Raw genomic sequence first — 17,523 nt, forward strand, 5'->3', positions numbered from 1 at the left:
CGCGGCGGGGGAGTTCTCTTATGCCGATCAGTTCAACAGCATTGGCTGCACGCACCGCTCGGCTGGCGGACGCCGCCGCCATCACCGCCATATACAATCAAGGGATCGAGGATCGGATCGGCACCTTCGAGACCGAGCCGCGGGCCGTGGCCGACATCGAGGCGTGGTTCGACCCTGCCAAGGCCTTCGTGGCGGTCGAGAACGCCACGGGCGAGGTGGTGGGCTATGCCATCGCCCATCCCTATGCCGATCGCTGTTGCTACGCCGGAATTGGGGAGTTCTCCGTCTACGTCCGTCGCGACCGGCGCGGCGCTGGCGTCGGCCGCGTCGCCATGGCCGCGTTGGTGGATGCGTCGCGGGCGGCGGGCCTCTGGAAGCTGCTGTCCCGCGTGTTTCCCGAGAACCGCTCGAGCCTGAACCTCATGGCGTGGTCGGGCTTCAAGGAAATCGGTTTGCATGAGAAGCACGGCAAGCTGGACGGCGTCTGGCGGGACTGTGTCATCGTGGAGCGCGTGATCCCGGAGAACCTCGACTAGCAATGCCCGCTGTCCACCCGTGCGGACGCTGCTGCGGTCTAGCCGGTGTGGCCTCCGCGGCCTTCGAAGTGTTCGCTATTTGTTCTATTTCCGGCCTGGCCGTGCTATCTTCCCCCCAATGCCAGCCGCTACCGCCGTGACGCCGCGCGCCTGAAAGCGGAGATCGTGGCGCGCTCAGATGCCGGTGAGGCTCTGAGCGCGGTCTGCGCCTCGCCGGGCCTGCCCGGCGTGGACTCCGTGCGGGCCTGGGCCAGGGATGATGCGGCGTTCGGCGAGGCCCTGGCCGCGGCGCGGCGGCGCGGGCGTTGGCGGCGGCTGTGGGCCTTCGACGAGGCGAAGGCGGCGGCCTTCCTGGCCCGGGCGCGGGCGGGAGAGCCCATCAAGTCGCTGTGCGGGCGTCCGGGGATGCCGTCGCGGGAGCAATATCTCCGCTGGCGGACCTCCCAGCCGCCCTTCGCGGAGGCGACGTTCGCCCTGCTGCAACGGCGCAACGCGCGGGCCCGCGCCTGGGGCCTCGCCCGGCGGCGGGATTTCGACCCCGCCCTGGCGGACCGGATCATCGTGCGGATGAACAGCGGGCTGACGCTGGCGGACGTGCTGGCGGAGGATCCGGACATGCCCGGCGCGGTGACCCTGGCGCGGTGGCGGCGCCAGGAGCCGGAGTTCGACGCGGTGCTGCGGACGATGTTTGCGGCGCGCCGTGGTGCGGCGAAGCCCGTGCCGGAGGTGCTGGTTCAGGACATCGTGGAGCACATCGTCGAGGGCGGCTCGTTCGCGAGCTATAGCCGTCTCCCGGGCGCGCCCTGGCCGGGGACCCTCCGTAAATGGCTGCGCGACCCGCATTTCGCCGAGGAGGTGGCGCAGGCCTGCGAGTTCCGCAAGGAGTGGTACCACGACCAGATCCTGATGATCGCGCAGGGCGCGCGGGAAGGACCGCTGCCGGAGAGGCGGCACAGCATCGGGGCCTTGAAACAACAGCTCTCGCGTCTGCGCGACCCGTCAAGGCCGCCGAAACGCAAACCGCCTGGGTCAGGTCGCCCTTTTCGCATCGAGCGTTCGGGTGACCCTGCGGGCGAGAAAGCCTGAGTTCGGGTACAATCCGCAGCTTGGCGGACGGCGGCCTCCGCCAATCTGGGGGTCCGCGTTGGGACGAGTTCGGCAAGACCGCTTTCGACCCCGTTGCGGACATTCCACGCGGACCACCCGCTCGGCCAAGCTTTGGCGGAAACTAACAATTGCGACTAGCGTTCGACTCCCTTACCCGGCGTGAGCATGCCGCAGTCGCTGGAATAAGGGAGCGATCGAGTGGCAGTTGACGATTCGCCGGGAGCCCGCTTCACCGACGCTCAAACGCCAGACGGGCGTTACCGCATGCTGGTCGAGGGTATCAGCGACTACGCCATCTACATGCTCGACCCGAGCGGCCTGGTGTCGAGTTGGAATCCCGGGGCCGAACGGTTCAAGGGTTACACCGCCGACGAGATCATCGGTGAGCACTTCTCGCGCTTCTATACGGAAGAAGACCGGGCGATAGATTTACCCGCCACAGCCCTGCGGACCGCCACGGAGGAGGGCCGGTTCGAACGCGAGGGGTGGCGGCTGCGGAAGGACGGGAGCCGGTTTTGGGCGCACGTGGTAATCGACCCCATCCGCGGCCCCGACGGCAACGTGGTCGCTTTCGCGAAGATCACCCGCGATCTCACCGAGCGGCGCGAGGCGGAGCGGCAACTTCGCGAGAGCCAGGAGCAGCTGCGGCTGCTCGTCCAAGGCGTGACCGACTACGCGATTTATATGCTCGATCTCGACGGCTGCGTCAGCAGCTGGAACGCTGGCGCCCAGCGCATCAAGGGCTACACCCGCGACGAGATTCTAGGTCAGCATTTCTCCCGCTTTTATACCGAGGAAGAACGGGAGGCCGGCGTTCCCCAGAAGGGCCTGGAATGCGCAGCTGCCGAAGGGCGCTGGGAAACTGAGGGATGGCGCGTCCGTAAGGACGGCAGCCGCTTCTGGGCGCATGTCGTGGTGGACGCAATCCGCAACGACGATGGCGAACACATCGGCTTCGCGAAGGTGACTCGGGACGTCACGGAAAAGAAGAAGTCGGAAGAGGACCTGGAGGCCGCGCGCCAGGCGCTCTTCCAAACCCAGAAGATCGAAGCCGTGGGCCAGCTCACCGGCGGCGTCGCCCACGACTTCAACAATCTGCTGACAGTGATCATTGGCGGGTTGGACACCATTGGCCGTAGCAAACCCACGGACGCGGCTCGGATGAAACGCGCCCTGGAAATGGCCAAGCATGCCGCCGAACGTGCTGCTGGCCTCACCTCCCGTTTGCTGGCCTTCTCGCGCAGGCAGCCGTTGGCGCCGACCCCCGCCAACCTCAACAACCTCGTCCGCACCATGGCCGACATGCTCTATCGGACGCTTGGCGAACAGATCGACTTGGAGAGCGTGCTGTCACCGCGCATCTGGACGATTGAGGTCGACCAGAACCAGCTGGAAAGCGCGCTCCTCAACCTCGCGGTGAATGCGCGCGATGCGATGCCGGAGGGCGGCAAGCTCACCATCGAGACGGAGAACACCTATCTCGACGAGAGCTACATCGCGAAGGACGCCGAGGTCAGGCCCGGCCAGTATGTGGCGGTCAGCGTCAGCGACACCGGGTCGGGCATGCCCGCTGAGACCCTCGCCCGTGTCTTCGAGCCCTTCTTCACCACCAAGGAGGTCGGCCGTGGCACCGGCCTTGGCCTCAGCATGGTCTATGGTTTCGTCAAACAGTCCGGCGGCCATGTGACGATCTACAGCGAAGAAGGCCAGGGCACGACGGTGCGGCTCTACTTCCCCCGGCACTACTCCGAACAGGAGGAGTCCGCAGACGGGCCTGAGGAGGCATTCGCGCAGGCCAGCGAAGAGGAGGTCGTGCTGGTCGTCGAAGATAATCCGGACGTGCGCGCATTCAGCGTCATGTGCCTGTCAGAGCTCGGTTACGACGTGCTGCAGGCGTCGGACGCCGAACGCGCCCTGGTGATCTTGCGCTCCGACCAGAAGATCGACCTTCTGTTCACCGACGTGGTCTTGCCCGGGCAGACCGGACGCGTCCTCGCCGAGGAAGCGCGCCAACTCAGGCCGAGCCTGAAGGTGCTGTTCACCACCGGCTATTCACGCAACGCGATCGTGCATCACGGCCGCCTCGACGCCGGAGTAAACCTGCTGCAAAAGCCGTTCACCTTCGATCAGCTAGCGGCGAGAGTGCGCGAAGTTATTGACGAGCCGACCGCCGGGCCAAGGAGCTGACGCGTACGGCGGGCTGCCCGCGAACGAAGAAGCGTCCGCTTTCCACCGAGGCTGTGTAAAAACTCGCCTCGGCGACAATCTCGCGCAAGGTTCTGCTGCCAGAACCGGCCTTCCCAGAAATGTCGTTCGCCAACTGATCTGATGCGCGCGCTCGGAGGCAAAATGTTGCGCTGAAAACTACGCGCTCCGAGTTTTTACACAGCCTCCACCCGTTGCGGACATTCCGCCTGGCGCGCCAGGGTCGCCGCCTGGCCGGTGCGCGCGGTGTTCAACGATCCGGTCGCGCTCGACGCCCTGCTGGCGACGGCCGGACTTTAGAGCGGACTTGCATACCTCGTAGTTCTAGGCATTATACCTCTCGGTTCTAGGCATAAAGCCGCGCGACAATGGCGACGAGCAATCCCAGTTTCATGAACGGCGTGCCGGAGCTGCTCGTGCTGCGCCTGCTGTGGGGCCGCGAGATGTACGGCTACGAGATCGTCCAGGCGATACGCGAGGAGACCGGCGACGTCGTCAGCCTCGGCGAAGGCGTGGTCTATCCGGTCCTGCACGCGCTGGAGCGCAGCGGCGCGATAACCTCCGAGCGCCGCCCGGTCGGGGGCCGCAGCCGCATCTACTACGCGCTGTCGCCCAAGGGCGCGGCGCGGCTGACCGAGCTCACCGAGCTCTGGTCGAAGATCACCGGCGCCGTGCAGCAGGTCTTGGTGGGAGGCGGGCGTGCAGGCCTCGTTTGACCCCCTATGGCGGCGGCTGCTGCACGGCGGGGTGCGCCGCCGGCCGGCCCGCCGCTACCTTGCCGAGCTGAGGGACCATCTGGACGACCTCATCGCCGAAGAGCGCCGGGCGATGACAGATCCGCGCGAGGCGGAGACCCGGGCGCTTTCCAGACTAGGGAGTTTCGACATGCTGGCCGACGCTATGATTGAACGCCGCGAGTTCCAGACGTGGGCGCACAAGGCGCCCTTCGCGACCTACCTGATCGCGCCGGCGCTCGCGCTCGCGGTGACCACGGCGCTGACCGTGGTGGGCGTGGTGATGACCGTGAAACAGGTGCATGGCGCCGGCCAGGCCGCCGCGCTGCCGGCGTGGCTGAGTGAGTTCGCCGCCGGGATGATGTTCTTCAGCCATGCGATCCTGCCGGTGCTGCTGGCCTGGACCCTGGGCGTCGTCGCCTACCGCAGCCGCTCGGCGCCGCTCTGGCCGGCATTGGGGATCGTCGCCCTGGTGGCCCTGGGCGAGACCGTCCACCCGACGCTGACGCTGCCGACCGCCACGACGCATGGCGAGGTCTCGATCTCGCCGGACGGGATCGCCGGGTTCGCGGTGCTGCTGGCGGTCGCGGCCTTGCCCTACGCGGCGCTGTTGGTCTGGCGCAGCGCGCGGGAGCGCCAGACCGGCTGACTAAGGCCACGCTTGCCGCCGAGCCTATTGAGCTCCAGGAGCGCCGATGAACAATGTCTCGACTGTCGTGGCTGCCACTGATCCTTACGGCCGTCGCGTCATGCGCGACCGCCGCGCCCGCGCATTTCACGCTGGGGCGGCCAAGCGGTCCCCCCGTTGACTGGTACCTCGACAGACAGAGCGCCTCTGGCAAGCAGGGGATCCTGGTCATCGCCCAGGGGTCCGGCTGCGCTTCGGTTGTGAACAATCGAAATGTGGAGGCGGCGAAGAGCTTGCTGCCGGACTTCACGGTCGTCACGGTCGAGAAGTACGGAGTGGCCTCAAGTGCGGCGCCAGGCGGTCAGGACGATTGTTCGCAGGCCTATTGGGCTCACCACACGGTCACCCAGCGGGTCGAAGACTATTCCGAGGTGATCGGGCGCCTGAAGAAGGCGGCTTGGTGGAACGGCAAGCTCGTCCTCTTCGGCGGATCCGAGGGCGGTGCGGTCGTCCAGATCCTCGCCGCCAGGGTGAACGCGGACGCCTCCGTCATCTTCTCGTCCGCGACCGGCATTCCGTTCCGGGACGCGTTCGTCCAGGTCATCCCGCCCGAGCTGGCGGTGCAAGCGCCATCACAGCTCGAACGGGCTCGCCGCAATCCGTTGAGTCCGGAGGTCTGGAGCGGGAATTCCCTGCGGTGGTGGGCGGACATCGCCGACCGGCCTTTGTGGGAGGACGCCCTGAGAGCCAGGGGCGCTCTGCTGGTGGTCCAGGGCGCGCGCGACAGATCCAACCCCGTATCCTCAGCGAGAGCGTTTCGGGACCAGTTCGCGACGCGTCATCGAGGCAATCTCACCTACTGGGAGTATCCCGACTACGACCACGCGATGGTCGACAGCAGCGGCGTCTCGCACCTGTCCGAGGTGCTCTCGAGAATTTCAGGATGGCTCCGCCTAAAGCTTGGCAGTTAGGTTTCATCACCCGGTTCGTTGACGTCCGCTAACCACCCCAAGGTGACGTTCGCAGCGTCCGGTGTCGGGCCGTGTGGCCGAAGGTCGGCTTGCAGGCGGAACGCCGACGACCCCCTTCGACCCTTGGCGCACACTGGCTTGGAAGGCGCGTTCCAAAGCCGTATCGTCAAGCCCACCGGCCCTAAGCGGTGACGAGCAATGGAAGAAGCTCCGCTGGGCGCGGTGCGCACCTTACCTGACGGTCGAAACGAGCTACGTTTCGAACGAGAGCTGCCGCACCCGTCACAGGACGTTTGGAGAGCTGTTACCTCGCCGCTAGCTCTCGGACACTGGCTGTCAGAAGCAGAGGTGAAGCTTGAGCCCGGGGGTGAGTTCCGCCTTCGCGGACAGTGCAATGTCGACGGCGTTATCTTGGAGGTTACGCCCGGCTCGATGTTGATTTGGACTTGGCCCCACCCTGACCATCCGCGTTCCCAGGTAGAGATCACGATTGTCGCGCTCGACCGTGAGAGATCTCGACTGACCCTCGTGCAGACTGACTTGCCGACCCAGCATGTGCCGGATGTCGCCGCCGGTTGGCACACGCACCTTGATGCCCTCCCGACTGCAATCCTCGACAAGCACACTCCATTCGACGCTGAGCAGGCTGCCATGCACTACCGCAGGTACGCCGCAGTGTGGCGTGCTTAGGTCCGTAATCCACCCCTGCCTGACGTTCGGAAGGTCCGTTTTTAGGCGAGCTTGGAGCCGCGTCGGTTTTCACAGAGCGACAAGGTCCGCTCCCCAGGTCCCTCTCGAACAAGGGACGAAGGACCTTGCAGCCGGCTACCGCGTCGGGACAGGGTGTTCGCCGCGGTAGTCGTAGAAGCCGCGGTCGGCCTTGCGGCCGAGCCAGCCGGCCTCGACGTACTTCACCAGCAGCGGACAGGGCCGGTACTTGCTGTCGGCCAGGCCCTCATAGAGCACGTTCATGATCGACAGCACCGTATCCAGCCCGATGAAGTCTCCCAGTTCGAGGGGCCCCATCGGGTGGTTGGCGCCGAGCTTCATGGCCGTGTCGATGGCCTCCACCGTGCCGACTCCCTCGTAGAGGGTGTAGATCGCCTCGTTGATCATCGGCACCAGCACGCGGTTGACGATGAAGGCCGGGAAGTCCTCGGCGTTGGCGGTGGTCTTGCCCAGCGACTGGGCGAACAGGACGGCGGTCTCGTAGGTCTCCGGGCCGGTGGCGATGCCGCGGATGATCTCCACGAGCTTCATCAAGGGCGCCGGGTTCATGAAGTGCAGGCCGATGAACCGGTCGGGCCGGTCGGTCGCCGCGGCCAGCCGGGTGATCGAGATCGACGAGGTGTTGGACGCCAGCAGGGTCGTGTCGGAGAGGTGCGGGCCCAGCGCCTTGAAGATCTGCTTCTTGGTCTCTTCGTTTTCGGTGGCCGCCTCGATGGCCAGGTCCGTGGCGCCGATCGCCTGCAGCTCCGGGGCCGGCTTGATATGGCCGAGGGCGGCGTCCATCTCGTCCTGCTTGATGATGCCGCGGGACACCTGGCGGGTCAGGTTGCGGACGATCAGGCCCATGCCGGCCTCCAGCCGCTCGGGACTCACGTCATGCAGCAGGACGTCGTAGCCGCCCAGCGCCACCACATGGGCGATACCGGTCCCCATCTGGCCCGCGCCGATGACGCCGACCGACTTAATCTGAACCATTCAGCAGAGCCTCGATGATCGGCCGTAAGCTTGGGCGGCCATTTTTGTGTCGGCGTTCTAACATAACGGTGCCGTCCTGCCGCAAGGCTTTTGCTGCGCCGCAGCGTGACCGTAGCGCCAGGCTGGTTGCATCGCAGCCTAGGCCTCCGGCTGGGTTGCGGCCCCCGCCGCCACGCGCTCTTCCGTTGCCTCGGCGACGAACCAGTCCCGAAGCGCATGGATTCGCGCCAGCTTGGGGTTGTCCGCCCGCCAGACCAGGAACATGCCGCGCTCGGCGCCGACCTCGCTGCCAAGCGGCTTGACCAGGCGCCCGGCCTCCAGGTGCTCGCCCATCAGGCCGTCGACGGCGAGCGCCACGCCCAGCCCCTGCGCCGCGGCCTCCAGGACCATCAGGGGATCGTCGAACCTGCCGCCTTCCTGCGGCGGGCTCTCCAGGCCGAACTTGGCGAACCAAAGGCTCCAGGGACGAATGATGGAGTGGAGCAGGGGTACGCTCAGCAGGTCTCGCGGCGTGCGGATCGGATGGGCGGCCGCTAGGGCAGGGCTGCAGACCGGGACCATGATCTCGCCGAACAGGTGGCGCGACTCCAGGTCCGGCCAGCGCCCCGTGCCGGAGCGCACCCCGACGTCCACGCCCTCGGCGACGAGGTCGACGTGCCGGTTTTCGACGCGTATATCCAGGTTGGCGCCCGCCGGGTGGGTTATCAGCCGCGGCAGGCGGGCCGGCAGCCAGCGGCGGGCCATGTAGCCGCCGACGCTGACCACCAGGGGTTCGCGCACGTCGGCGCCGGTGAAGTCGCGGACGCCCTTGCGCAGGATCTCGAATGCGCGGCCGACCTCGCCGGCCAGCCGCAGGGCCTGGGGGCTGGGCTCCATGCGGTTGCCGCGCCGCTCGAACAGCCGCGCGCCGAGTCCGGTCTCCAGGCGGCGGATCTGCTGGCTGACCGCGCCGTGGGTCACCGCCAGCTCCTCGGCCGCGCGGCTGTAGCTCCCGTGCCGGGCGGCGGCCTCGAGGGCGCGGAGCGCGAAGAAGGGGGGCAGGCGGTTCACATCCAGCCTGTTAGCGCGAGTAACAACCCTGAGCAAAATCTATCGTTCGCAACGCCGCGCCGGGTTCTCTACATCCGCAGATCGGCGGTCCGAATACGAAACCAAATCAAAGGTGTAGATCGATGCTCATGCGCCTGGCCATGGCGGGCGCGGCGGGACCTGACGACTCTGCCGGCCCGGAGCCTGAGGCCGCGAGCCTCCCGACCTGGGACCGCGCGCGCTGGCTCGGCCGTTACGTCCTGCCCCACGAGCCGATGCTGCGATCGTGGCTGCGGCGCCGCGCGGTCCGCGGCCTGGAGATCGATGACATCGTCCAGGAGACCTATGCCCTGCTGGCGGGCCTCGCGTCGGTGGAGCACATCGCCTCGCCCCGCGCCTACGCCTTCCAGACGGCCCACTCGCTGATCCAGCGCCATCTGCGCCGCGCCCAGGTCGCCAGGTTCGAGACCGTCGGCGACGCCGGCTGGTCGCGCTATGCGCTCGACGAGCCGTCGCCGGAACAGCAGGCCTCGGCGCGCGAGCAGCTGCGCCGGCTGGCCGGACTGGTCGCCGGCCTGCCGCCGAAGCGCCGCGAGGCCTTCACCCTGCGCAAGGTCGAGGGGCTCTCGCAGCGGGAGGTGGCGCGGCGGATGGGGATCTCGGAAAACACCGTGGAGAAGCACGTCGCCCTCGCGCTCCGGACCCTGATGCAGGCGATGGCCTAGGGGCGGCGCAAGAAAAAGGGGCGGCCCCGTGCGGCGCCGGCCCCCCCTGCTTCATTCTTCCTGGCCGAGGCGCTACTTTCCGGCGGCGGTCAGGGCGGCCATCAGCTCCGGCACGGCGGTCTTGTAGTCGGCCACCAGGCCGTAGTCGGCGACCTGGAAGATCGGTGCGTCGGCGTCCTTGTTGATCGCCACGATCACCTTGGAATCCTTCATGCCGGCCAGGTGCTGGATGGCGCCGGAGATGCCGATGGCGATGTAGAGCTCGGGCGCGACCACCTTGCCGGTCTGGCCGACCTGGTAGTCGTTGGGCGCGTAGCCGGCGTCGACCGCCGCGCGCGACGCGCCGACCGCGGCGCCCAGCTTGTCGGCCAGGGGCTCGATGACCTTCTGGAACTCTTCCGCCGAGCCCATGGCGCGGCCGCCGGAGACCACGATCTTCGCGCCCGAGAGCTCCGGACGCGCCGACTTCACCAGCTTCTGGTCGACGAAGTGGGTCTTGGCCGGAGCGGCCGGGGCGGGGATGGTCTCCACCTTGGCCGAGCCGCCGTCCGCCGCCGCCTTGAAGACGGTCGGGCGCACGGTGATCACCTTCTTGGCGTCGGAGGACTTGATGGTCTCCAGCGCGTTGCCGGCGTAGATCGGCCGCACGAAGGTGTCGGCGTCGATCACGTCGACGATCTCGGAGATCTGGGCCACGTCGAGCTTGGCGGCGATCCGCGGGCTGAAGTTCTTGCCCTGGCTGGTCGCCGGCGTCAGCACCGCGTCGTAATTGGCCATCAGCGGGACGACGAGGGCTTCCATGCTCTCGGCCAGGCCCTCGCCCAGCTCGGCGCTTTCGGCCAGCAGGACCTTGCGCACGCCGGTGATCTTGGCGGCGGCGTCGGCGACGCCCTTGGCGCCCTTGCCGGCCACCAGGATGTCGATGTCGCTGGACAGCTTCAGGGCGGCGGTCACCGTCTTTTCGGTGTTGTCCTTCAGCGTCGCATTGTCGTGGTCGGCGATGACGAGAACGGCCATCAGAGAACCCCCGCTTCGGTCTTGAGCTTGGAGACGAGGTCGGCGGCGGTCTCGACCTTGACGCCGCCGGCGCGCTTCGGCGGCTCGGTGACCTTGACCACCTTCAGCCGGGGCGCGGTGTCGACGCCGAGCGAGGCGAGCTCATTCACGGCGAGCTCCTTCTTCTTGGCCTTCATGATGTTCGGCAGGCTCGCGTAGCGCGGCTCATTGAGGCGCAGGTCGGCGGTGACGATGCCGGGCAGGTCGATCTCCAGCGTCTGCAGGCCGCCGTCGACCTCGCGGGTCACCTTGGCCTTCTTGCCGGAGACTTCCAGCGCCGAGGCGAAGGTCGCCTGGGGCCAGTCGAGCAGGGTCGCCAGCATCTGGCCGGTGGCGTTGTTGTCGCCGTCGATGGCCTGCTTGCCCATGATCACCAGGTCGGGGCTTTCCTCGCCGATGATCGCCTTCAGCACCTTGGCGACCGCCAGGGGCTCCAGGTCCTCGGTGGTCTGCACCAGGATCGCCCGGTCCGCGCCCATGGCCAGCGCCGTGCGCAGCGTCTCGCTCGCCTGCTGCGGGCCGATGGAGACGGCGACGACTTCGGTGGCGACGCCCTTTTCGCGCAGACGCACGGCCTCTTCGACCGCGATCTCGCAGAAGGGGTTCATCGACATCTTCACATTTGCGAGGTCGACACCCGTCTGGTCGGGCTTCACCCGGGCCTTGACGTTGTAATCGATCACCCGCTTGACCGGGACCAACACCTTCATCGGGGCGCTCTCAAATCTGCTCGGGGAAAAATGGATCGTGGGGGGCAATAGCGTTTCCGGCGCGGTTTGCAAACCGGCGGCCCCGCTCGGGCGCCGCATTTCGGCCAGGGCTCACGGCTAGCCAGCCTCGCGCCCGATCCCGTATGAAGGGGGGCCAGCGCAACTCCGACGCCCCAAGAAGACCGATATGAACCCGACGATCGAACGTCTGAAGCTGATTTTCCTCGGCATTTTCGCCCTGGCCAACATTGGCACCCTGGTCTGGACCGTGGGCTGGGCCATGCCCGAACAGAAATGCCTGGAGGCTCATCGCTGGTGGGATGGCTACGAGAGGGTGTGCGCCCAGCCGATCCTGACCTCCGACATCACCGGCCGGATGATCACCAACAAGGCCGCCCGAGACGCAGCCCTGAGGGCCATCGGGCGGGTCCCGCCGCCGGCGACGGCCGCGCCCAAGCCCTAGCGGGTCGCGCCGGACGTCCAGAAGACCTCGCTTGCGCCGCGGTCGTTGGCGTAGCGCGCGGCCACGAACAGCAGGTCCGAAAGCCGATTGAGGTAGCGCATGGCCGGGCCGCTGACCGGCTCGCCGGCCTCGACCAGCCGCACGGCTTCGCGCTCGGCGCGGCGGCAGACGGTGCGGGCCAGGTGCAGGGCGGCGGCGGCCGGCGTTCCTCCCGGCAGGACGAAGGAGGCGAGCGGCGGAAGCTCGGCGTTCAGCGCGTCGATCTCGGCCTCCAGCCGGGCGACCTGGCTGTCCAGGATCCGCAGCTTGGAGCCCTCGGCCTCGTCCGCCTTGGCCGGCTGGGCCAGGTCCGCGCCCAGGTCGAAGAGTTCGTTCTGCACACGGGCGAGGATCGCGTCGAAGGCCTCGACGCCGGCCGTATGGACACGGGCGAGGCCCAGGCAGGCGTTGGTCTCGTCGACCGCGCCATAGGTTTCGACGCGCAGGTCGGCCTTGCTCACGGTCTCGCCGGTGGCCAGCCGGGTCGAGCCGGCGTCGCCTGTGCGGGTATAGATGCGATTAAGCGTCACCATGCCGCAGTCAGTGCCTCGCCCGCCACCAGACCGCGCCCATCAGGACGGCGATGGCGATCGCCTGCATGAGCACCCGCAAGCGCATCAGCTTGTTCGAGTAGGAGCGGCCGAAATCCCCACCGCGGAACAGGGCGTAGATGCCGAACGCCAGGACGGCCGCCACGGCGGTGAGGGCGACTGGTATCAGGTAGCTGAATATGTCCATTATGCGGATCTTATGCCACGACGGGGTTGCGGGCTACGGTCAAGCAAGGTAAGGGCGGCCAACCAGGCCTATTGGTGAGCATGTTCAGCGAGCCTCATTCGTTGAAAATGTCGAATTTCGGCCCTACTCGGGTCACACACGAGGTTCTCATTTCCCCAACGGGCATTCAACCGGCAGTCAACTTGCTCAAATCAACGTCAAAAACTGACATTGCCTTGTCGAGTAACGCGATCTGTGAACATGTTCATCGAACCGCGCGTGACCCGCGAGTTCGACCGACCAAACCTAGAGAGGACGGCCTATGCCGTCGATTCCCATGATGCAATTCGCTCAAATCCAAGCCGTCGACGAAAACCCGAGCAAGGCGCCCACGCGCCGTGCGCTCGCCAAACAGCAGACCCGCGCCAAGGTGCTGGCCGCCGCGCGCCGGCTGTTCAGCGAACAGGGCTACGAAGGCGCCACCATCCGTGACATCGCCGCCGCGGCGGGCATGTCGACGGGCGCGGTGTTCGCCAACTTCACCGACAAGTCCGACCTGTTCCGCGAGATCATGGTGGCCGACATGATCGCCCTCTCCGACGCCATGCGGGACGCCGCCGTCCACGCCAACGGCGTCGACGACGCGCTCCTGCGGATGTTCGCGGCGGGCTATGGCTTCTACCAGACCCAACTGCCGCTCGCCCGCGCGGCGTTCAGCGTCGGCTGGTCGCCGCAGGACGGCCCGGCCCTGCGCAACGCCGCCCCTGTCCAGGTGCTCCGCGGCCTGATCGCCGACCAGCTGACGCGCGGCGTGGAACGCGGCGAACTCATCCAGGACGTCCAGGCCACGCTGCGGGCCGAGATGCTGTTCGAAGCCTATCTGTCCAACTATCCGCAGGCGATCTTCGAGAACTGGAGCCTCGAGGACCTGCAGGCCCGCTCCCGCGAACAGATCACCATCCTGCTGGCGGGCGCGCGGAGGAGCTAGACCGTTGGCGCCGTCAGACTGGCATGACTTCGCAGAGTGATCTCCCAGGCCTCGACGACATGACGGGACGCGCCGCCACGGCGCGGCTGCCCGCCGTCGCCGAAGGCCCGCCCAGTCTGCGCCAGTCGCAGAAGGAGGCGACGCGCAACCGGGTGATCGAGGCGGCGCGGGAACTCTTCGACACCCAGGGCTATCAGGGCACGACGATCCGCGAGATCGCCGGCCATGCCGGGGTTTCGGTCGGCAGCGTCTTCACCACCTTCGCCTCCAAATACGAGATTCTGAGCCAGGTCATGCAGGACCGGCTGGACGGGCTCTACGCCGAGCTCGACCGGGTGATGCCGCACCTGCGCGGCGCGACCATGGACCGCCTGCGGACCATGTTCGCGATCCACTTCGCCTTTGAGGTGCGCCACAAACGGCTCTTCCTGGCCTATATCGCGGCCACCTACGACTGGACCCTGCCGTCGCTCTCCACGCCCATGGGCCGCAACCGCCGCCTGCAGGACACCATCTGCGAATGCCTGGCCAAGGGCGTCGCGGAAGGCGACGTCCACGACGAGATCGACTTCCAGGAGATCGTCGACCTCCTGATGGCGGCCTATGTCTGGGTCTATCGGCTCGCCGCCTGGAACGACGCCGATGCTCCGGCCATGACCGAGGTCATGGACCGACAGATCGGCCTGATCGCCGCAGGTTTCCGTCCGCGCTAGGTCGCGCCGTCAAGCAGAGGGTATTCCTGCTCAGTTGGCGCCCTCCAACAGACGCCGGGCGATCACCTGGGCCTGGATCTCGCCGGCCCCCTCGAAAATGTTGAGGATGCGCGCGTCGGCCAGGACGCGGCTGACCGGCTGCTCGACCGCGAAGCCGGTTCCCCCGTGAATCTGCACGGCATTATCCGCCGCCGCCCAGGCGACGCGGGCGGCCACCAGCTTGGCCATGCCGGCTTCCAGGTCGCAGCGGCGTCCCTGGTCCTTGGCGGCGGCCGCGAACCAGGCGAGGCGCCGCGCGCCCAGGATCTCGGCGGCCATCATCGCCAGCTTGTTGGCCACCCGCGGGAAACGCGCCAGGGGCTCGCCGAACTGGCGTCGGGCGAGCGCGTAATCGAGAGCGAGGTCGAGCGCGTTCTGCGCGACCCCGATGGCGCGGGCCGCCGTCTGGATGCGGGCGCTTTCAAAGGTGGCCATCAGCTGGGCGAAGCCCTGGCCCGCCTGGCCGCCCAAAAGGTTCGCGTCCGCGACTTCGAAGCCGTCGAAGGCGATCTCGTATTCCTTCATGCCGCGATAACCGATCACGGCGATCTCGCCGCCGCTCATGCCGGGGGCCGGGAAGGGATCGGCGGCGGTTCCGCGCGGCTTCTCAGCCAGGAACATCGACAGTCCGCGGTGGTCCTTCGACGCCGGATCGGTTCGGACCAGCAGCGTCATCAGGTCGGCGCGGGCGGCATGGGTGATCCAGGTCTTGGCGCCGGTGACCCGCCAGACGTCCCCGTCGCGCAGGGCGCGGGTGCGCAGCGATCCCAGGTCGGAGCCGGCCTCGGGCTCGGTGAACACCGCCGTGGGGACGATCGCGCCCGACGTCACGCCCGGCAGGAAGCGCTGCTTCTGGTGCTCGGTCCCGTGGGCCAGTAGCAGCTCCGCGGCGATCTCCGAGCGGGTGCCGAGCGAGCCTGCGCCGATGAAGCCGCGCGACAGCGCCTCGGTGACCACGCACATGGCGACCTTGCCCAGGCCCGAGCCGCCCCAGTCCTCAGGCGCCGTCAGACCGAAGACGCCGAGCGCGCCCATCTCCTCGATCAGCGCCAGCGGGATCAGCTCGTCGCGCAGGTGCCAGCCGTGGGCGAAGGGCCCGATCTTCTCCGCGGCGAAGGCCTGGAACTGGTCGCGGATGGCCTCCAGGGTCTCGTCCAGGCCGCTGGCTTCCAGTGACGGCCGCCCGCGCGCCTGCTCCAGCAGCTCGACGATCCGCGACTTTACGGCCTGGGACGCGCCCGGCCGCAGGCGGGCGATGACCGGCCCGAGCCGCTCAGCCGCGACGCCGAGGTCGGCGGGCCGGAACACCTCGCCCTGGTTCATCGGCAGGCCGCCCGCGAGCTGGCTCAGATATTCGTGCGCCAGGAGCTGGGCGGGCAGGGCCTCGGCCTCGCCCAGCCGGCCCTCGGCGTCCAGGTCCCGCGCCCAGGCGGCCGTCTGGCGCAGGGTCTCGGCATAGGCCGCCACCCAGGCCAGGCCGTGGGCCGCGTGCTGCTCGGCGTCGAGCGCAGCGCGGTCGAGCCGGCCGCCGGGCGCCACGCGCGCCGCCACCGCCGCCTGTAGCTCGGCGACCAGCGCCCAGGCCTCGGCCCCGGCGCGGTCGAGGAGGTCGGGCAGGTCGGGCAGGATCAGGCTCATCGCGACCGACTATAGGCGAAGCTTGCTTTGCGTGGCGTCAGGCGGTTCTGCTGCCGCGCAGAAAAAACCAGAGGCCGTCCCCGATGCTCGTCGTCCATCACCTCAACGACTCGCGCTCGCAGCGCATCCTGTGGCTGCTGGAGGAGCTGGGCGCGCCCTACGAGATCAAGCATTACCAGCGCGACGCGACCACCCGCCTGGCGCCGCCCGAGCTGACGGCGGTCCATCCGCTCGGCAAGTCGCCGGTGATCACCGACGGCGACATCACCATCGCCGAATCCGGCGCGGTGGTGGACTACATCCAGCGCAAATACGGCGGCGGCAAGCTCGCGCCTCCGGCCGGCGAGGCGGCGGCGGAAAAGTACAAGGAATGGCTGCATTACGCCGAGGGCTCGGCCATGCTGCCGCTGATGCTCAACATGTATGTCGGCCGGCTGGGTGAGGCCGGCGCGCCGCTGCACCCGCGCATCCAGAGCGAGATGGCCAACCACCTGAGCTATGTGGAGGGCTCGCTGGCCGGCCGCGACTGGCTGATGGGCAAGGACATCACCGCCGCCGACATCCAGATGAGCTTCGTGGGCGAGGTGGCCCGCGCCATGGGCCAGATGGACAAGTACCCGAACATCAAGGCCTGGGTGGAGCGCTTCCAGGCGCGGCCGGCCTACAAGACCTCCTTGGAAAAGGGCGGCGCCTACAACCTGGGTCCGGCGAAGTAGCTACTCGAACGGCGGGAAGTCGTCGTCCAGCAGGCCGTCGAGGAAGTCGAAGACGGCGGCCTTGGTGAGCGCGTGCGGGATCGCCGAGAAATGGTCGCAACCCGGGACGGTGACCGACCGGCCGTGCGGGAAGATCCGCGCCAGGCCCTCCGGGTCGCCGGCGCCGGTGTCTCCCTCGCCCGCGACCACCAGGACCGGCATGGGCAGGGCCGCCATGGCGTCGCGGTCGAGCGGCGGGTTCGTGACCCGGGTGACGGCGGCCAGCGCCTTCCTGTCCTCGCCCTGTTCATCGGCGAACAGGCGGAAGCTCTTCAGCATCGACTGGGTGATGGTGTCCGGATCCTCGGTCAGCATGGCCTCGGCCATGGGCTCGCCGACCACGACAGGCGCGGGCTCCAGCATCTTGCCGCCGACGCCGCCCAGGATCAGGTTCGAGACCCGCTCCGGCGCGGCCATGGCGACGGCCAGCGCCGTGCGCGTCCCCATGGAATAGCCGAACACCTCAGCCCGTTGGACACTCAGGTGGTCCATGAGCGCCAGCACGTCGCCCGCCAGCTTTTCACGCTGATAGGCCTCGGGCTCGTAGAGCTTCGCACTCTCCCCATGGCCGCGCTGGTCGAGGGCGATCACCCGCATGCGGCGGCGTTCGAAGGCCTGATACCAGCCGGTCCGCTTCCAGCCTTCGTTGCGGTTGGAGACGAAGCCGTGGATCAGGACGACGGTCCGTTCCCCGCCGCCGGGTGGGGAGATGTCGTCATAGGCGATCTGGACGCCGTCGGAGGTGAAGCTGGCCATGGCTCCGACC

20 protein-coding genes are annotated in these 17,523 nt (G+C 67.9%); 12 read left to right on the top strand and 8 right to left on the bottom strand.

What is annotated here, in order from left to right; genetic code table 11:
* Positions 1-20 precede the first annotated feature (20 nt).
* The 7 genes from ACESMY_RS03850 (at position 21) to ACESMY_RS03880 (ending at position 6,871) form a co-directional block, all read left to right on the top strand.
* Positions 21-536 (top strand): arsinothricin resistance N-acetyltransferase ArsN1 family A, encoded by a 516-nt coding sequence (locus tag ACESMY_RS03850; RefSeq protein ID WP_372782393.1) that lies wholly within the window; start codon positions 21-23, stop codon positions 534-536.
* A gap of 165 nt (positions 537-701) precedes the next feature.
* A complete protein-coding gene (locus tag ACESMY_RS03855) occupies positions 702-1,622 on the top strand; it encodes a hypothetical protein (protein ID WP_372782395.1) in 921 nt (306 codons plus the stop codon).
* 219 nt (positions 1,623-1,841) lie between these two features.
* Positions 1,842-3,830, top strand: a complete 1,989-nt coding sequence (locus tag ACESMY_RS03860; protein ID WP_372782397.1) for a PAS domain S-box protein — start codon at positions 1,842-1,844, stop codon at positions 3,828-3,830.
* A gap of 386 nt (positions 3,831-4,216) precedes the next feature.
* Positions 4,217-4,564, top strand: coding sequence for a PadR family transcriptional regulator (locus ACESMY_RS03865; RefSeq protein WP_372782399.1), 348 nt, complete (start codon positions 4,217-4,219; stop codon positions 4,562-4,564).
* Positions 4,548-5,231: a permease prefix domain 1-containing protein gene (locus ACESMY_RS03870; RefSeq protein WP_372782401.1), complete on the top strand. Its 684-nt coding sequence runs from the start codon at positions 4,548-4,550 to the stop codon at positions 5,229-5,231. The genes ACESMY_RS03865 and ACESMY_RS03870 overlap by 17 nt, the downstream gene beginning before the upstream one ends.
* A gap of 53 nt (positions 5,232-5,284) precedes the next feature.
* On the top strand, positions 5,285-6,181 hold the full coding sequence (locus tag ACESMY_RS03875) for an alpha/beta hydrolase (RefSeq protein WP_372782403.1): 897 nt from the start codon (positions 5,285-5,287) through the stop codon (positions 6,179-6,181).
* Positions 6,182-6,379: 198 nt separating this feature from the next.
* The gene (locus ACESMY_RS03880) at positions 6,380-6,871 is read left to right on the top strand and encodes an SRPBCC domain-containing protein (RefSeq protein WP_372782405.1); all 492 of its coding nucleotides are present in this window, start codon (positions 6,380-6,382) and stop codon (positions 6,869-6,871) included.
* A 135-nt stretch (positions 6,872-7,006) separates the two neighbouring features.
* Here the strand turns inward: ACESMY_RS03880 and ACESMY_RS03885 are convergent, their stop codons facing one another.
* Positions 7,007-7,885: a 3-hydroxybutyryl-CoA dehydrogenase gene (locus ACESMY_RS03885; protein ID WP_372782407.1), complete on the bottom strand. Its 879-nt coding sequence runs from the start codon at positions 7,883-7,885 to the stop codon at positions 7,007-7,009.
* A 138-nt stretch (positions 7,886-8,023) separates the two neighbouring features.
* The gene (locus ACESMY_RS03890) at positions 8,024-8,935 is read right to left on the bottom strand and encodes a LysR substrate-binding domain-containing protein (protein ID WP_372782409.1); all 912 of its coding nucleotides are present in this window, start codon (positions 8,933-8,935) and stop codon (positions 8,024-8,026) included.
* Positions 8,936-9,057: 122 nt separating this feature from the next.
* Here ACESMY_RS03890 and ACESMY_RS03895 point away from each other — a divergent pair, with 122 nt between their 5' ends.
* The gene (locus ACESMY_RS03895; RefSeq protein ID WP_372782411.1) at positions 9,058-9,639 is read left to right on the top strand and encodes an RNA polymerase sigma factor; all 582 of its coding nucleotides are present in this window, start codon (positions 9,058-9,060) and stop codon (positions 9,637-9,639) included.
* A 72-nt stretch (positions 9,640-9,711) separates the two neighbouring features.
* Here ACESMY_RS03895 and ACESMY_RS03900 read toward each other — a convergent pair whose 3' ends face one another.
* Both ACESMY_RS03900 and ACESMY_RS03905 read right to left on the bottom strand, forming a co-directional pair.
* A complete protein-coding gene (locus tag ACESMY_RS03900) occupies positions 9,712-10,656 on the bottom strand; it encodes an electron transfer flavoprotein subunit alpha/FixB family protein (RefSeq protein ID WP_372782413.1) in 945 nt (314 codons plus the stop codon).
* Positions 10,656-11,405: an electron transfer flavoprotein subunit beta/FixA family protein gene (locus tag ACESMY_RS03905; protein ID WP_372782415.1), complete on the bottom strand. Its 750-nt coding sequence runs from the start codon at positions 11,403-11,405 to the stop codon at positions 10,656-10,658. Before ACESMY_RS03905 ends, ACESMY_RS03900 begins: the two co-directional genes overlap by 1 nt.
* Positions 11,406-11,592: 187 nt before the next feature.
* Between ACESMY_RS03905 and ACESMY_RS03910 the strand changes: the two genes are divergently transcribed.
* Positions 11,593-11,868, top strand: coding sequence for a hypothetical protein (locus ACESMY_RS03910; protein WP_372782417.1), 276 nt, complete (start codon positions 11,593-11,595; stop codon positions 11,866-11,868).
* On the opposite strand, the gene ACESMY_RS03915 is transcribed toward ACESMY_RS03910, so the two are convergent.
* Together ACESMY_RS03915 and ACESMY_RS03920 are read right to left on the bottom strand one after the other, a co-directional pair.
* Positions 11,865-12,440: a cob(I)yrinic acid a,c-diamide adenosyltransferase gene (locus tag ACESMY_RS03915; RefSeq protein ID WP_372782419.1), complete on the bottom strand. Its 576-nt coding sequence runs from the start codon at positions 12,438-12,440 to the stop codon at positions 11,865-11,867. The genes ACESMY_RS03910 and ACESMY_RS03915 overlap by 4 nt on opposite strands.
* Before the next feature lie 7 nt (positions 12,441-12,447).
* A complete protein-coding gene (locus ACESMY_RS03920; RefSeq protein WP_372782421.1) occupies positions 12,448-12,645 on the bottom strand; it encodes a twin transmembrane helix small protein in 198 nt (65 codons plus the stop codon).
* A gap of 319 nt (positions 12,646-12,964) precedes the next feature.
* Between ACESMY_RS03920 and ACESMY_RS03925 the strand changes: the two genes are divergently transcribed.
* Together ACESMY_RS03925 and ACESMY_RS03930 are read left to right on the top strand one after the other, a co-directional pair.
* Positions 12,965-13,612 carry a TetR/AcrR family transcriptional regulator gene (locus tag ACESMY_RS03925; protein WP_372782423.1) on the top strand — a complete coding sequence of 216 codons (648 nt, stop codon included), beginning with the start codon at positions 12,965-12,967 and terminating at the stop codon, positions 13,610-13,612.
* A 59-nt stretch (positions 13,613-13,671) separates the two neighbouring features.
* Positions 13,672-14,325: a TetR/AcrR family transcriptional regulator gene (locus tag ACESMY_RS03930; RefSeq protein ID WP_372782425.1), complete on the top strand. Its 654-nt coding sequence runs from the start codon at positions 13,672-13,674 to the stop codon at positions 14,323-14,325.
* Between the two features lie 30 nt (positions 14,326-14,355).
* Here ACESMY_RS03930 and ACESMY_RS03935 read toward each other — a convergent pair whose 3' ends face one another.
* Positions 14,356-16,002: an acyl-CoA dehydrogenase family protein gene (locus tag ACESMY_RS03935; RefSeq protein ID WP_372782427.1), complete on the bottom strand. Its 1,647-nt coding sequence runs from the start codon at positions 16,000-16,002 to the stop codon at positions 14,356-14,358.
* 83 nt (positions 16,003-16,085) lie between these two features.
* Here ACESMY_RS03935 and ACESMY_RS03940 point away from each other — a divergent pair, with 83 nt between their 5' ends.
* A complete protein-coding gene (locus ACESMY_RS03940; protein WP_372782429.1) occupies positions 16,086-16,718 on the top strand; it encodes a glutathione S-transferase family protein in 633 nt (210 codons plus the stop codon).
* Here the strand turns inward: ACESMY_RS03940 and ACESMY_RS03945 are convergent, their stop codons facing one another.
* Entirely contained in the window at positions 16,719-17,513 is a 795-nt protein-coding gene (locus ACESMY_RS03945) for an alpha/beta fold hydrolase (protein WP_372782431.1), read from the bottom strand.
* Between the last annotated feature and the right edge of the window lie 10 nt (positions 17,514-17,523).

Source organism: Phenylobacterium sp. (assembly GCF_041691455.1).
GTDB lineage: Bacteria > Pseudomonadota > Alphaproteobacteria > Caulobacterales > Caulobacteraceae > Phenylobacterium.

Excerpts from the sequence above, each read along its gene's own strand:
- ACESMY_RS03905 (WP_372782415.1), bottom strand. The coding sequence starts at position 11,405 with ATGAAGGTGTTGGTCCCGGTCAAGCGGGTGATCGATTACAACGTCAAG.
- ACESMY_RS03910 (WP_372782417.1), top strand. The coding sequence starts at position 11,593 with ATGAACCCGACGATCGAACGTCTGAAGCTGATTTTCCTCGGCATTTTC.
- ACESMY_RS03895 (WP_372782411.1), top strand. The coding sequence starts at position 9,058 with ATGCTCATGCGCCTGGCCATGGCGGGCGCGGCGGGACCTGACGACTCT.
- ACESMY_RS03900 (WP_372782413.1), bottom strand. The coding sequence starts at position 10,656 with ATGGCCGTTCTCGTCATCGCCGACCACGACAATGCGACGCTGAAGGAC.
- ACESMY_RS03885 (WP_372782407.1), bottom strand. The coding sequence starts at position 7,885 with ATGGTTCAGATTAAGTCGGTCGGCGTCATCGGCGCGGGCCAGATGGGG.
- ACESMY_RS03945 (WP_372782431.1), bottom strand. The coding sequence starts at position 17,513 with ATGGCCAGCTTCACCTCCGACGGCGTCCAGATCGCCTATGACGACATC.
- ACESMY_RS03850 (WP_372782393.1), top strand. The coding sequence starts at position 21 with ATGCCGATCAGTTCAACAGCATTGGCTGCACGCACCGCTCGGCTGGCG.
- ACESMY_RS03940 (WP_372782429.1), top strand. The coding sequence starts at position 16,086 with ATGCTCGTCGTCCATCACCTCAACGACTCGCGCTCGCAGCGCATCCTG.
- ACESMY_RS03930 (WP_372782425.1), top strand. The coding sequence starts at position 13,672 with ATGACGGGACGCGCCGCCACGGCGCGGCTGCCCGCCGTCGCCGAAGGC.
- ACESMY_RS03915 (WP_372782419.1), bottom strand. The coding sequence starts at position 12,440 with ATGGTGACGCTTAATCGCATCTATACCCGCACAGGCGACGCCGGCTCG.
- ACESMY_RS03935 (WP_372782427.1), bottom strand. The coding sequence starts at position 16,002 with ATGAGCCTGATCCTGCCCGACCTGCCCGACCTCCTCGACCGCGCCGGG.
- ACESMY_RS03920 (WP_372782421.1), bottom strand. The coding sequence starts at position 12,645 with ATGGACATATTCAGCTACCTGATACCAGTCGCCCTCACCGCCGTGGCG.
- ACESMY_RS03880 (WP_372782405.1), top strand. The coding sequence starts at position 6,380 with ATGGAAGAAGCTCCGCTGGGCGCGGTGCGCACCTTACCTGACGGTCGA.
- ACESMY_RS03865 (WP_372782399.1), top strand. The coding sequence starts at position 4,217 with ATGGCGACGAGCAATCCCAGTTTCATGAACGGCGTGCCGGAGCTGCTC.
- ACESMY_RS03875 (WP_372782403.1), top strand. The coding sequence starts at position 5,285 with ATGTCTCGACTGTCGTGGCTGCCACTGATCCTTACGGCCGTCGCGTCA.
- ACESMY_RS03925 (WP_372782423.1), top strand. The coding sequence starts at position 12,965 with ATGCAATTCGCTCAAATCCAAGCCGTCGACGAAAACCCGAGCAAGGCG.